Source organism: Sphaerimonospora thailandensis, assembly GCF_016863115.1.
Classification (GTDB): Bacteria; Actinomycetota; Actinomycetes; order Streptosporangiales; family Streptosporangiaceae; genus Sphaerimonospora; species Sphaerimonospora cavernae.
In genome coordinates this window covers 107,019-120,009 of the sequence record NZ_BOOG01000008.1, presented here as the reverse complement: position 1 = coordinate 120,009, position 12,991 = coordinate 107,019, and the positions used below count along the sequence as shown (strand labels likewise).

The following is a 12,991-nucleotide window of genomic DNA, read 5'->3' as shown; positions in this document are numbered from 1 at the left end:
CGCTTCTACAGAGTCGCATCTCGCGACAATCGTAGGAATTCTCGCTTAACGAGACAGGACACGTGTACGAAGACTTTTCGTACACGTGTCCCTAGCATCGAGTCCACCCTGAGACGGCTCCTGAATCGGGCCGATTTCTTGAGGAAGGACCGCCGATGCCTTTGCCGCGCCCGCGGACGCCCCTTGCCGACCTGACCGAGTCCCGTCGCGGGAGACCTGCCCGTCGAGCCGCCGCCGCGCTGGGTCTCGCCGCCGCGACGACCCTCAGCGGGCTTGCCGCCCCCCTCGCCCCCGCCGGGGCGGCCGCCGACGGCCCGATCGGGCCGGTCTTCTCGAACGGCATGGCCCAGCCGGTGTTCTCGTCGAACCGGGCCGACTGGATCCGCGAGGAGGTGTGGATCGAGGTCCCGGTCGACAGCGACGGGGATGGTCGTAACGACCGGGTGCACGCCGAGGTCACCCGGCTCCGGGAGACCGAGACCGCGGGCCTGAAGTCCCCCGTTGTGTACGAGGTCAGCCCCTACTACGCCGGCGGCAACCCGGTCACCAACCACAACGTCGATCACGAGCTCCACCAGGCGCGGCGCCCGGGCAAGGGCTGGCTGAACCGGGGCGGCAAGACCACCGACCCGGCCAAGGACGAGCGCCTGGCCGCCGCGACCGCTGACGAGGCGGCCGCTGACGAGATGGCCGCCGCGGGCACCGGGCCGCAACCGATCATCAGCACCAGCCACGAGGCCAACTGGCTGCCGCGCGGTTTCGCGGTGGTCCACGCCGAGTCCCTGGGCAGCGGCAGGTCCGACGGCTGCCCGACCACCGGGGGGCGCAACGAGACCCTCGGCGCGAAGGCCGTCGTCGACTGGCTGAACGGCCGCGCCAGGGCGTACGACGCGGCCGGCCGGGAGGTGAACCCGACCTGGACGACCGGCAAGGTCGGCATGATCGGCACGTCGTACAACGGCACCCTGCCGAACGCGGTCGCGAGCACCGGCGTCGAAGGGCTCGAGGCGATCGTGCCGATCTCGGCGATCTCCAACTGGTACGACTACTACCGGGCGAACGGCGCCGTGGTCGCCCCGGGCGGCTACCAGGGCGAGGACGCCGACGTGCTCGCCGAGTACGTCTACACCCGCTCGGACAAGCAGATCTGCCGCAGCCTCATCGAGCGGCTCGCGCAGGAACAGGACCGGGTCACCGGCGACTACAGCGCCTTCTGGGACGAGCGCAACTACATGAACGACGTCGGCAACGTCCACGCCGCCGTTCTGGTGGCACACGGGCTCAACGACTGGAACGTCAAGACCAAGCACGCCGCGCAGTGGTACGGGGCGCTCAAGGAGCGCGGGGTCCCGCACAAGATCTACCTGCACCAGGGCGGGCACGGCGGCTCCCCCAGCCTCGACGTGCTGAACCGCTGGTTCACCCGTTACCTGTGGGGTCAGGAGAACGGCGTGGAGAACGACCCGCGGGCGCTGGTCCAGCGTGAGGACCGCAGGCTGGTCGAGTACGCCGAGTGGCCCGACCCGGCGAGCGCGGCCACCACGCTCAACCTGGCGCCCGGTGCGAACGGCGCAGCCGGCGGGCTCACCCTCGGCAGGACGCGCCGGGGCCGCCCGGTGACCGAGACGATCGTCGACGACGCGTCGAAGCGGGCGCAGGCCCTCGCCGACGCCGCGACCTCACCGAACCGTCTGGCCTACAAGTCGGGGACGCTGACCGGCCCGGTACGGCTCAGCGGCACGCCGCGACTGTCGCTGCGGATGTCCTTCGGCCAGCCGGCGGCGAACGTCACGGCGCTGCTCGTCGACTACGACCAGAACGGCAAGGCGAAGATCGTCACCAGGGGCTGGACGGACCCGCAGAACCGCAAGTCGATATCGCGGACCGAGCCGGTCAAGCCGGGCACGCCGTACCGTCTCGACCTCGACATGCAGCCGCACGACTACGTGTTCGCGGCAGGGCACCGGATCGGCATTGTGCTGCTGTCGAGCGACTACGAGTACACGATCCGGCCGGCTCCCGGCGCGAGGCTGCGCCTGGACACGACGAAGAGCACGGTCACGCTGCCCTTCGTCGGCGGCGCCGGCACGTTCGCCGCCGCCATCGCCGACTGACGCAGCAGGACGGAGCCGGCTGCCAGGAGCGCCTGGCGGCCGGTTCCCGGTCAGCCAACAGGACAAATCCCCGAACATGGCGTACGGTCGGATTCAGTCGTACCAGTTAGACGGATATGTCTGGCCGAAATGCCGACAGATGGGGGTCCCTTGCCCAGCTCCACTGCTTTCGTCGTCACCGACGCCGCCGAGCGATACGCGAAGCAGCTCGCTTCCCACCTGGGCCGGAAGATCGAGGTCGAGGAGCTGCCGGACGGGGTCCGGCGGCTGGTCTTCGCCAAGGGCGATGCGGTGCTGACCCCGGAGCCGGAGCGGCTCGTCATGCGGGCCGACGCGGAGGACGCCGCGTCCCTCGCCGTCGTGGAGGACGTGGTCGGCCGCCACCTCGAGCGGTTCGGCCAGCGCAACGAACTGGCCGTGACCTGGCAGAAGGACTCCTGACAGTCCGGCGAGGTAGCCTCGGCTCATCATCCGCCGCCTGGTGGACTACCCGAACCTGTGGGCCTACGCTCGCGATCTCTACCGAAATCCGGCGTTCGGCGGCACGACCGACTTCGACCACATCAAACGCCACTACTACGGCACGCACCCGCGAATCAACCCAGCACGGATCATCCCGGCCGGCCCCCTGGTCGACTGGACCGCCCCACCCGGCAGGGAAGCCCTCCCCCCATCCCGTCAACCCGGAGGGGGGGTTAGGTGAGCCGGAGGGCTTCGGCGGCCACGGCGGTGCGCAACTCCCGGATGCCGGGCCGTCCCCGGACCGGGTGGACATTGTTGGTGAGCAGCACGACGGTGAGACGACGCACAGGGTCGACGACCAGCGACGTTCCGGTGAAGCCGGAGTGGCCGAAGGCGCCGGTCAGCGGTCCGACGATCGCGGGGTCGCCGATCCTGACGCCAAGCCCCTGCCGATAGCCCAGCCCCTGCCGGTGGCCGGGGGCGTCGGTGTCGGCGTCGGTGTCGGGGCCCACGCCCTGGTCGCGGATCATCTCGACGATCGCGGCCGGTGGCACCGCCCCGGCGCCCCCGGTCCGCAGCGCCTCGCCGAACCGCAGCAGGTCGTCGGCGGTCGAGAACAGCCCGGCATGGCCGGTGACACCGCCGAGCGCGTACGCGGTCTCGTCGTGCACCTGTCCCCTGACGCAGCCGCTCCCCCGCCCGGTCTTGCACTCGGTGGCGACGATCCTGGGCAGCAGCGACGGACCGGGGTGGTAGAGGGTGTCGGTGAGTCCGAGCGGACCGGTGATCCGCTCCCGGACGAGGACGTCCAGCGGCGCTGCCCCGGCGATCTCGGCTACCCGCCCGGCGGTGATCATCCCGACGTCCGAGTAGAGATGCGCCCCGGGCGGCCGCTCGGCGGGCGTGGACAGCACGAGTTCCCAGCGGAGCCGGGCGGGCTCCTTCTCCACCCGGCGGCCCGCCGGCAGGCCCGAGGTGTGGGTGAGCAGGTGCCGGAGGGTGATCTCCGGGCGGCCGCCGTAATGCCTCGGCAGCCATGTGGCGACCGGTTCGTCCAGGCCCACCCGCCCGTCAGCGGCCAGTGACAGCAGCACCAGCGTGGTGAACGGCTTGGTGATCGAGGCGATGTCGAAGACGGAGCCGAGCGTGACCGGCGGCCGGTCCGCCAGCACCCGCTCGGAGGCGTCGGCGTAGCGGACCGCCTCACCGACCGCGCAGGCCGCCGCCGTCCGCCCACCCACGGCGATCATGGCGACCGCTGCCGACGCGACCTCGGGCACCGCGGCCCGCAGGACGTCCTCAAGCATTGCCCAGGGCTGTCGCCAGCCGGTCGCCGTGCGCCGCGAGCAGCGCCCGGGCGTCGTCGCGGCCCAGCCCACACTTGATCATCACCACCGCGGTCTTCACGTCGCGTCCCGCGTCCTCCAGTGCCTCGCGGGCGGCGGGAACGCCGGCGCCGGTGATATCGGCGACGATGCGTGCGGCCCGGTCGACGAGCTTGGCGTTGGTCGCCACCACGTCGATCATGTAGTTGCCGTACGTCCGGCCGGACCTGATCATCGTGATCGTGGAGATCATGTTGAGGACCAGCTTCTGGGCCGTGCCGGCCTTCAGCCGGGTCGATCCGGTGACCACCTCGGGCCCGACGATCACCTCGATGGCGTGCTCGGCCGCGTCGGCGAGCGGAGCCCCCGCGTTGCAGGCCAGGCCCACTGTCAGCGCACCGAGGCGGCGGGCCTCCTGTACGGCCGCCACGACGTACGGCGCGCGTCCGCTCGCCGAGATCCCGACGACCGAGTCGAGCGGACCGACGCCCCGGTCCCGGATCACCGCGGCGCCTGCCCGCGCGTCATCCTCGGCTCCCTCCACGGCCCGCATCAGCGCGGCCTCGCCGCCCGCGATGATGCCCTGCACCAGTTCGGGATCGGTGCCGAAGGTCGGCGGGCATTCCGAGGCGTCGAGCACCGCGATCCGCCCCGAGGTCCCGGCGCCGACGTAGAACAGCCGGCCGCCGCGTGCCATGCGTTCGGCGACGCCGTCGATCGCGGCGGAGATCGCCGGTACGGCACGGCCCACCGCGGCCGGCACGGTGGCGTCGGCCGTGTTCATGAGCCGGGCGATGTCCTGCGTGGGCAGCGTGTCGATCCCGCTGTAGCGGGGATCGCTCTGTTCGGTGGCGAGAGCTGCGAGTGTTTCCGTCGTTGGTTCCGTCGTTGGTTCCGTCATGATGATGACCTCGGATTCGGAGAGCTCTGTTCAGATGACTGTTCAGATGACTGGCGTTCGTACCGGCCTGGAGCAACTGGTCGCAGGCCGCCCCCGTGGCGAGCGGACGCGGGTCGGGCTCGTCACCAACCCCACCGGAGTCCTGCCCGATCTCACCCCGTCGGCAACAGCGCTGCTGCGTTCGGGTTTCCGGGTGACCGCGCTGTTCAGCCCCGAGCACGGGCTGCGCGGCACCGGCCAGGCGGGCTCCGGCGAAAGCGAAGACGAAGGAGGGGGTGATAGAGGGGGCGGCCCGGCGACCGATCCCGCCACGGGGCTGCCGGTGTTCGAGACCTACCTGCGGACGGGCGGGGCACTCGACGAGCTGGTGGCATCGGCCGGGGTGGATGTGCTCGTGTTCGACGTGAGCGACGTCGGCGCCCGCTTCTACACCTACGTATGGACGATGTACGACCTGATGGGCACGGCGGCCCGCCTCGGGCTGCCCTTCACCGTGCTCGACCGCCCGAACCCCGTCGGGGGTGCGGTGTGCGAGGGCCCGCCGCTCGACCCCGCCTTCGCGAGCTTCGTCGGCCGTGCCCCCCTCCCCGTACGGCACGGCCTCACCACCGGGGAGATCGCCCGGTTCGTCAACCGCGAGATCGGCGCCGAGCTGGACGTGGTCCCCCTGCTGGGCTGGCGTCGCGAGCGGTACTTCGACGAGACCGGGCTGCCGTGGGTGATGCCCTCGGTGAACATGCCGACGCTGGACACCGCGCTGGTCTATCCCGGCACCGGCCTGTTCGAGGGGACGAACGTGTCGGAGGGCCGCGGCACCACCCGGCCGTTCGAGCTGATCGGCGCCCCGTACGTGGACGGGCGGTTCGCCGAGGATCTCGACGCGCTCGGCCTGCCGGGTGTCCGATTTCGCGACACGTGGTTCGCCCCGGTCTTCGGCAAGCACGCGGGGACGCCGGTGCGCGGCGTCCAACTGCACGTCACCGACCGGACGGCGCTGCGGCCCGTGTTCACGGGCGTGTCCATGCTGTACGTGCTGCGCGCGCTCTACTCCGGCGACTTCGCCTGCGAGCCGTTCCTTGACCTGCTGTGGGGTTCCGACTCCCTGCGCCTGGCCCTGGCCTCCGGACGGGATCCGCGCGACCTGTGCGGCTCCCCCGGACGACCAGGTGATCACGCCGAGCAGCTGTACGTGTAGCGTCACGGCTTTTCGCCCTGCGAGGTCAGCCGAGCGGGCGGCGGTAGAGCCAGAAGACCCGCTCGACCCGCGCGTCCACCGCCCGCGAGTAGAAGCGGATCGGGCCCACCCAGCCGATCTGCGCGCTGCGCAGCCCGGCGGCCGCCTGATCGGCCAGGCAGCGTCGCAGCAGCACCCTGCCCACACCGAGCCCCCGCGCCGCCTCGGCCGTGCCCATCGGGCCGAACCACAGCGGCCGGCTTCCCCACGCGGCGAACCCGAGGATCTCCCCGTCCCGCTCGGCGTAGTGGCAGCCGGTCGCCTGTCCGGCCTCCCAGGCCCACGCGTCGTTCCACTGCCGCCGCACGAACTCGACGACCGCCGCCCGCTCCCCCGCCGGGGCCGGGTGTACGGCGACGCCGGCGGCGGCGAGCCGGGCCAGGTCGGCGGCGTCCTCCTCAGCCGAGGAGGACGGCAGGTCGGCGGTCATGTTCCAGGCGATGCGGTACCGCTCGTAGCCGAGGCGCTCGGCGAGGCAGGCCGCCGGGGTGTAGCGCACGTCGATGCCCGGCCAGCCGTAGCAGGGCGGGTTCCCGGCGAAGCGCGCCTCGGTCGCGCCCTGTGCCCGCAGCCACTCCTCGGCGGCGGTCACGAGCGCCCGGCCGATGCCCCGGCCCTGCGCGCGGGGGTGGACGGCGAGCAGGTCCACGTGGCCCGCCACGCCGCCTCCGTCGGCTGCGCCGCTCAGGGAGGCGAGCACCACGCCGTCCAGATCCGGGGTGGCCAGGGCGGTCCACCGGCGGCCCTCGGGCGGGTCGGCCAGCCGTCGCACGACGAGCGGCGCCTCGGCGGCGTCCGCCCACAGCGCGTCCGCGGCCGTCTCGGCCACCCCGGTGGCCTCCGGCCGTACCGGATCGATCCGTACCGCCGGCCCGCTCACCCGCGTGCCCCCATGTCCGCGCCGGTGTCCGCGAGCGTGTCAGCCCCCATCTCCGTCTCCGTGCCCGTCCCGGTCGGGATCACGCTCCGGGTCCGGGGGTGGAAGCAGGCGTGCTCCTGGAGGGTCGTGCCGTCGTGGCTCAGCCGCGGCCGCTGCTCGGTGCACAGCTGCGTGGCGAACTGGCACCGGGGCGCGAACAGGCAGCCCTCGTCGGTCCTGCTGGGGTCGAGGGCCTCGGTCGGCACCACCCGCTCCGCCCCGGGCTTCTCCAGCCCGTGCAGAACCGGGGTGGCCGACAGCAGCGACTGGGTGTACGGATGCACCGGCCGGGTGATGACCGTCTCGGTCGGCCCGTGCTCCACGACCTGACCCCGGTAGAGCACGTAGAGCTCGCTGTCGTCGCCGAGGTAGCGTGCGGTGGCGATGTCGTGGGTGATGAACAGCACGCCGACGCCGAGCCGTACCCGCAGGTCCTTGAGCAGCCCGAGGATGCCCAGCCGCAGCGACACGTCGATCATCGACACGGCCTCGTCGGCCACGAGCACCTCCGGGTCCATCGTCAGCGCCCGGGCGATCACCACGCGCTGGCGCATGCCGCCCGACAGCTGGTGCGGATACCTCGGCAGCACGTAACCGGGGTCGATGCCGACCAGGCCGAGCAGCTCCTCCGCCCGCGCGTCCACCCACGACCTCGACCTGCCGGTCTGCTTGGCACGCAGCGCCAGCGGCGCCTCCAGCGTCTGGTGGATGGTCCTGGTGGGGTTCAGCGCGGAGTAGGGGTCCTGGTGGATGAGCTGGATCCTGCGGAAGTGCGGCTGACGCCGCCGGTGGCCGAGCCCGGACATCGGCACGCCGTCGATGACGATCTCGCCGGAGTCGTAGGTCTCCAGTCCGGCGATGATCCGGCCGAGCGTGGTCTTGCCGCAGCCCGACTCTCCGATGAACGACACCGCGCCACCCGGCTCGATGGCGAAGTCCACCTCGCGCAGCGCCCGCACCTCGCGGGCGCCGAGCACGCTCCCGCGCTGCTTGAAGGTCTTGGTGATGCCGGTTCCGGTGATCAAGCGTACTCCTTACGCCGGGCGGTCGTGGGCGTGCGGTCGGCGGCGCCGGCGGCCACGCCGGGAGCGGCATTGGCATCGACATCGGCGGCGGCATCGACCGCGTGGCAGGCGACCGTCCGCCCGTCGCGGGTCAGCGGGACGGGCTCGACGGTGTCGCAGACGTCCATCCGCCGGTCGCAGCGCTCGCGGAACACACACCCGGCGGCCGGGAGGGTCCCGAGGGTGGGGGGCCGCCCCGGCAGCGCCCGGGCCAGCGAGATGTCGCCGGACAGGCGCGGGATCGCCCGGATCAGGCCGCGGGTGTACGGGTGCCGGGGCGAGCCGAGCACCTCCATGACCGGGCCGTGCTCGACCACCCGCCCGCCGTACATCACGGCGAGGTTGTCGGCGACCTCGGCGACCGCGCCGACGTCGTGGGTGATGACGAGCGTGGTGAGCCCCCGCTCGTCGTGGACCTCGCGGACGATCCGCAGGATGGTCGCCTGGGTGATCATGTCGAGGGCCGTGGTCGGCTCGTCGAGCACGACGACCTTGGCGTTGAGCACGAGCGCGAGCATGATGCCGACGCGCTGGCGCATGCCGCCCGACAGCTCGTGCTGGTAGGAGTCGAGCACGCGGGCGCCGTCCATGCCCATGCGGGCCAGCAGGTCCTTCGCGTCGCGCACGAGCGCGCGCAGGTCCTCGACGCCGTGGGAGCGGCCGAGGTCGAGCAGCTGCTTGCCGATCGTCTTGAGCGGGTTGAGCGAGTTCTGCGCCGCCTGGAAGACGTACCCGACGTGCCGGCCGCGGGCCCGCCGCAGCTCCTCGCCGCCGAGCTCGACCACGTCGCCGAGGCCGTCGATCTCGACGCTGCCCGCCGCGATCCGGCCCGGCGACTGCACGGCGTTGAGCAGGCACAGCGCGAGCGTCGACTTGCCCGAGCCGGACTCGCCGACGACACCGGTGATCGTGCCGGGAGCGAGGGTGAGATCGACGTTCGAGACGGCGGGCAGCTCACCCACCGGGGTCTTGTAGACGACGGTGAGCCCGCGCACGCGCACGGCCGGCGCCGTTGGGTTGGCGGTCATTCGGCTACTCCTCCCGCAGGCGGGGGTTGAAGATCTCGTCCATGGCGTCGACGATGAGCACGATGCCCAGCGTCAGCAGCAGGATCGCGAGCAGCGGAGCCATCAGGTACGGCAGCGCCGCCGCGGTGGTGAGCGCGCCGCCGTTGAAGACGGCCAGGTTGAGCATCACGCCCCAGTTGTTGGACTCGAACGGCAGGACGCCGAGGAAGAACAGGCCGACCTGGGCGTAGACGGCGCCGGTGACGGCGATCAGCATGTTCATCGCGATGTAGGGGGCCATGCTCGGCAGCAACTCGCGGCCGATGATGTGGGTGGTCGGCAGGCCGAGCCCCCTGGCCGCCTCGATGAACCCCCGCTCGCGCAGCGACAGCGTCTGGGACCGTACGGCCCGGGCGATGCCGCCCCAGCCCAGCAGGCCGAGCACCAGGCCCATCTCCAGCGGGCTCTCGAACTTCCACACGGTGGACAGCACGAGCAGCAGCGGCAGGCCGGGGATCGCCAGGTTGACGTCGGTGACCCGCATGAGCACGGTGTCCCACCGGCCGCGGCGGAACCCGGCGAACAACCCGATCAGGGTGCCGAGCGCGACCGTGATGACCGCGGTCGCCAGGCCGGTGAGCAGCACGTAGCGCGCCCCGGTGATCACCAGTGCGAGCACGTCGGTGCCCTCGAAGTCGGTGCCGAACGGGTGCCGCAGGCTGGGCGGCGCGTAGAGGGCGTCGTCGTCCCTGGGCAGGTGGTCGGGGTAGAGCAGCGGCCCGGCCACGCCCATCACGGCGAAGCCGGCGACGATGACGACGCCGACCATCCGGCTCGGCTTGCGGCGCAGCACCCGCCACACCCCGCGCCAGAAGTTGCGCCGGAGCGTGGCCCGGGTGACGCCCGGCGTGCCGCCGGGGGCCGACCGCGGGTCGGTCGTCTCCTGGGCGTTGGTCATGATGCTCATGCCGCGCCTCCGCTCCTGACCCGGGGGTCGATCGCCGTGTAGAGCAGGTCGGCGACGATGTTGGCGACGACGATGCCGATCGTGATCACCAGGAACGTGCCGCCCATGAGCGCGTAGTCACGGCTGCTGATGCTGCCCACCAGCAGCAGCCCGAGCCCGGGGTAGTTGAAGATCTGCTCGATGAAGATCGACCCGCCGAACAGCATGCCGATCGACAGGGCGAGGACCGTGAACAGCGGGAGGATCGCGTTGCGCGCGATGTAGCGGAACACGATGCCGCGTTTGAGCCCGCGGAGCTCGGCCGCGAGGATGAAGTCGTCGCCGAGCACGGCGACCACGTTCGACTTCATCGCGAGGATCCACCCGCCGTAGCTGGCCAGTGTGTACGTCACGACCGGCAGCACCGCGTGGTGCGCCAGCGAGCCGAGATAGCCGGGGTTGAGGCCGGGGACGTGCTCGACGTCGACCGGGCCGCCGGACGGCATGATCGGCCACAGCGTCGCGAAGATCGCGGTGAGCAGCAGGCCGATGACGTACACCGGCACGCCGTGCAGCAGCGAGCCCGACAGCGCGAGCACGTCGCCGAGCCGGCCCGATCGCTTGATCGCCGCGTAGACGCCCATGATGACGCCGAGCAGGAAGCTCAGCAGCGTGCCGGCCAGCACCGGCAGCACGGTCCAGCGGGCCGCCGAACCGATCAGCGTGGTCACCTCCACGCCCGGCGTGCTGAGCGACCGGCCGAGGTCGAGGTGGAGCAGCGAGTTGATGTAGCCGGTGTACTGCTCCCAGAGGCTGCCGGTGGGCAGGAAGCCGTACAGCACGGCGGTGGCCCGCTCGGCCTGCTCGGGCGACATGCCCTTCTGGATCAGGCTCTCGTACTGACCCTTGACCGGGTCTCCGGGGATCTCCCGGATGATGACGAAGCTGATCGTGGCGACGACCCAGATCATGGCCAGGCCACGTGCGACGTGGCCCGCCACGCGCCTCGCGACCGCCTTCGGCGACGCCGACGAGGTCGGCGATGTCGGCGAAGTCTTCGAGGTCTTGGACCGGGCGCGTCCCCGGAGCGTTGGCGTCATGCCTGCCTCTTCTTGATCATCCCGAGTTGCATCCACACGCCCGACGACAGCCGCAGCGCGTCGTGGTCGTCCGGCGGGAACGCCGTGTACCGGGAGGTGTTCACGAACTGGGTGTTGACGTAGTCCCAGAGCTGGATGACCGGCAGTTGCTCGTTGGTCAGCCTGGCGAGGACGCCGACGACGCGCTTGCGCTCCTCCGGGGTGGCGTAGCTGAGCCTGCTGGTCAGCTCGCCGGGGTTGACTCGGCCGTCGGCTCCGGCGTCGACGGTCTCCGGGCCGCCCATCCAGTTGCCCTGGGTGCCCGGCGCCACGTGCGACAGCCGCCCGCCGAACATCTGCCAGCCGTTCGCCTGGCCGTACAGGCGCTGGAAGATGTTGTACGGCGACGGGCCCAGCCCGATCAGCCAGAACGCGACGTCGTACTTGCCGTCCGCCAGTTCTCCAAGATAAAGGGTGTAGTCGGCTGCGGTGACCACGGTCGCGTCGATGCCGTGGTCACCGAGCTGGCTGCTGATCGACTTGGCCGCCGCCACCCAGTCGGAGAACGACGCGGGGACGTGGATCTGGACCTGCCACGGCTTGCCGTCGGGCAGGGCCCACCGGCCGTCCCGCTTGGTCATCCCGGCGGCCCGCAGCTCGGCGTCGGCCTTGGCCGCGTCGACGCGGTAACGCTCGAGCGTGTCGAACCCGCCGTCCAGCCAGGCCCTGGCGGCCTTGGCGTGGATGCCTGAGGTGGTCACGGCGGGCGTGCCGCCCTCGGGGGATGCGATCTTCGTGACCTGGGCGCGGTCGATCAGGTAGGCCAGCGCCCGGCGCACGTGCACGTTGTCGTACGGCTTGTGCGCCTGGTTGAACGCCATCGACGTGGCCACGGGCGAGTACCCCTTGATCACCTTGCTGCCGCCGGCCCCGCGGATTCGCTCCATCACGGCGGTGGGCACCGACGTGAACGGGGCGTTGTCGAGCCTGCCGGAGATCAGGTAGTTCCAGATCTGCTCGTTGCCGGTGTAGTTGAGTACCTTCACCTTGTCCGGCGCGATCGCCTTGCTGTTGTAGAAGTAGGGGTTGCGCTTCAGCAGCGCCGCGCCGGGGTTCACCCGCTCCAGCACGAACGGCCCGGCGGACACGTCGTGCGCCGGCCCGAAGGCGATGACCTTCTCGGCCAGTCCGGTGATCTCGGCCTTGGCCTGTTCGGCGGCCGGGCCCTCGCCGTCCTGGGCGACCTTCAGGGTGTGCCAGAAGTCGGCGGGCAGCAGCCGGCCGAAGACGTGCGCGGGCACGACCACCGTCGACAGCAGGTTGCTGAGGAACATCCCGCTGCGGTTCGCCCCCTGGGTGATCTTGAGGGTCTTCGCGTCGACGACGTGGATGTCGGCCGCGGCGCCCGCCGCCCTGGGATCGAGCGCGTACGCCGTGCCGCCCTGGGTGTAGGCGAGACCGATCGACACCCGGACGTCCTCGCTGGTCACCGGCTTGCCATCGGACCACCTGGCGTCCGGCTGCAGGTGGATGACGACCTCCGACTGGTCGGGCGTCGTCGTCCAGCTACTGGCCAGCCCCGGGTAGAACTGGTTGGGGTCGACCGGGTCGTTCTTCGGCCAGGCGAGCGCCATCCCGTTGTACCCGGCGAAGACGGACCCCACGGGGTTGAACGGGTTGATCGGCGCGCTGGCGTTGATCTGTTTGCTGCCGTCGATTGTGGTGAAGACACCGCCGCCCGCCGTCTGGGCGGCCCCCGTGTTCCCGGTGGTGCCGGTGGTCCCGGTAGTGCCGCAGGCGGTGGCGGTGGCGAGCGTCGCTGCCAGAGCCACGATCGCTGCGAGTCGCTTCATGGGCTGCTCCTGGTTCCCGATATGCCTGGACGATACGGGCGCACCAGAGCGGCGTCAATTTTTTCCGCCCGTGCAGTCAGATATGGA

General features: G+C 71.4%; 11 protein-coding genes. 3 read left to right on the top strand and 8 right to left on the bottom strand.

Annotated elements, in window-relative coordinates; all coding sequences use genetic code 11:
* Positions 1–155 precede the first annotated feature (155 nt).
* Positions 156–2,114 (top strand): Xaa-Pro dipeptidyl-peptidase, encoded by a 1,959-nt coding sequence (locus Mth01_RS03690; RefSeq protein ID WP_204011227.1) that lies wholly within the window; start codon positions 156–158, stop codon positions 2,112–2,114.
* Between the two features lie 150 nt (positions 2,115–2,264).
* Positions 2,265–2,555 (top strand): DUF2218 domain-containing protein, encoded by a 291-nt coding sequence (locus Mth01_RS03685; protein WP_204011226.1) that lies wholly within the window; start codon positions 2,265–2,267, stop codon positions 2,553–2,555.
* Positions 2,556–2,809: 254 nt separating this feature from the next.
* Here Mth01_RS03685 and Mth01_RS03680 read toward each other — a convergent pair whose 3' ends face one another.
* Both Mth01_RS03680 and murQ read right to left on the bottom strand, forming a co-directional pair.
* The gene (locus Mth01_RS03680) at positions 2,810–3,883 is read right to left on the bottom strand and encodes a serine hydrolase domain-containing protein (protein ID WP_204011223.1); all 1,074 of its coding nucleotides are present in this window, start codon (positions 3,881–3,883) and stop codon (positions 2,810–2,812) included.
* Positions 3,876–4,802, bottom strand: coding sequence for an N-acetylmuramic acid 6-phosphate etherase (gene murQ / locus Mth01_RS03675; protein ID WP_204011220.1), 927 nt, complete (start codon positions 4,800–4,802; stop codon positions 3,876–3,878). Before murQ ends, Mth01_RS03680 begins: the two co-directional genes overlap by 8 nt.
* A gap of 46 nt (positions 4,803–4,848) precedes the next feature.
* Here murQ and Mth01_RS03670 point away from each other — a divergent pair, with 46 nt between their 5' ends.
* Positions 4,849–5,997 carry an exo-beta-N-acetylmuramidase NamZ family protein gene (locus Mth01_RS03670; RefSeq protein WP_204011209.1) on the top strand — a complete coding sequence of 383 codons (1,149 nt, stop codon included), beginning with the start codon at positions 4,849–4,851 and terminating at the stop codon, positions 5,995–5,997.
* Positions 5,998–6,022: 25 nt separating this feature from the next.
* Here the strand turns inward: Mth01_RS03670 and Mth01_RS03665 are convergent, their stop codons facing one another.
* From Mth01_RS03665 to Mth01_RS03640, 6 genes are read right to left on the bottom strand one after another with little or no spacing between them, the layout of a single operon-like run.
* Positions 6,023–6,916: a GNAT family N-acetyltransferase gene (locus Mth01_RS03665; protein ID WP_239089326.1), complete on the bottom strand. Its 894-nt coding sequence runs from the start codon at positions 6,914–6,916 to the stop codon at positions 6,023–6,025.
* Positions 6,913–7,980, bottom strand: coding sequence for an ABC transporter ATP-binding protein (locus Mth01_RS03660; protein WP_204011207.1), 1,068 nt, complete (start codon positions 7,978–7,980; stop codon positions 6,913–6,915). The genes Mth01_RS03665 and Mth01_RS03660 overlap by 4 nt, the downstream gene beginning before the upstream one ends.
* Positions 7,977–9,047, bottom strand: coding sequence for an ABC transporter ATP-binding protein (locus Mth01_RS03655; RefSeq protein ID WP_239089325.1), 1,071 nt, complete (start codon positions 9,045–9,047; stop codon positions 7,977–7,979). The genes Mth01_RS03660 and Mth01_RS03655 overlap by 4 nt, the downstream gene beginning before the upstream one ends.
* Before the next feature lie 4 nt (positions 9,048–9,051).
* Positions 9,052–9,993, bottom strand: coding sequence for an ABC transporter permease (locus Mth01_RS03650; protein ID WP_239089324.1), 942 nt, complete (start codon positions 9,991–9,993; stop codon positions 9,052–9,054).
* Positions 9,990–11,072: an ABC transporter permease gene (locus Mth01_RS03645; RefSeq protein WP_204011205.1), complete on the bottom strand. Its 1,083-nt coding sequence runs from the start codon at positions 11,070–11,072 to the stop codon at positions 9,990–9,992. The genes Mth01_RS03650 and Mth01_RS03645 overlap by 4 nt, the downstream gene beginning before the upstream one ends.
* Positions 11,069–12,904 carry an ABC transporter substrate-binding protein gene (locus Mth01_RS03640; RefSeq protein WP_204011202.1) on the bottom strand — a complete coding sequence of 612 codons (1,836 nt, stop codon included), beginning with the start codon at positions 12,902–12,904 and terminating at the stop codon, positions 11,069–11,071. The genes Mth01_RS03645 and Mth01_RS03640 overlap by 4 nt, the downstream gene beginning before the upstream one ends.
* Positions 12,905–12,991 lie beyond the last annotated feature (87 nt).

Coding starts and splice junctions, on each gene's coding strand:
- Mth01_RS03655 (WP_239089325.1), bottom strand. CDS start 9,047: ATGACCGCCAACCCAACGGCGCCGGCCGTGCGCGTGCGCGGGCTCACC.
- Mth01_RS03645 (WP_204011205.1), bottom strand. CDS start 11,072: ATGACGCCAACGCTCCGGGGACGCGCCCGGTCCAAGACCTCGAAGACT.
- Mth01_RS03680 (WP_204011223.1), bottom strand. CDS start 3,883: ATGCTTGAGGACGTCCTGCGGGCCGCGGTGCCCGAGGTCGCGTCGGCA.
- Mth01_RS03670 (WP_204011209.1), top strand. CDS start 4,849: ATGACTGGCGTTCGTACCGGCCTGGAGCAACTGGTCGCAGGCCGCCCC.
- Mth01_RS03640 (WP_204011202.1), bottom strand. CDS start 12,904: ATGAAGCGACTCGCAGCGATCGTGGCTCTGGCAGCGACGCTCGCCACC.
- Mth01_RS03650 (WP_239089324.1), bottom strand. CDS start 9,993: ATGAGCATCATGACCAACGCCCAGGAGACGACCGACCCGCGGTCGGCC.
- Mth01_RS03690 (WP_204011227.1), top strand. CDS start 156: ATGCCTTTGCCGCGCCCGCGGACGCCCCTTGCCGACCTGACCGAGTCC.
- murQ (WP_204011220.1), bottom strand. CDS start 4,802: ATGACGGAACCAACGACGGAACCAACGACGGAAACACTCGCAGCTCTC.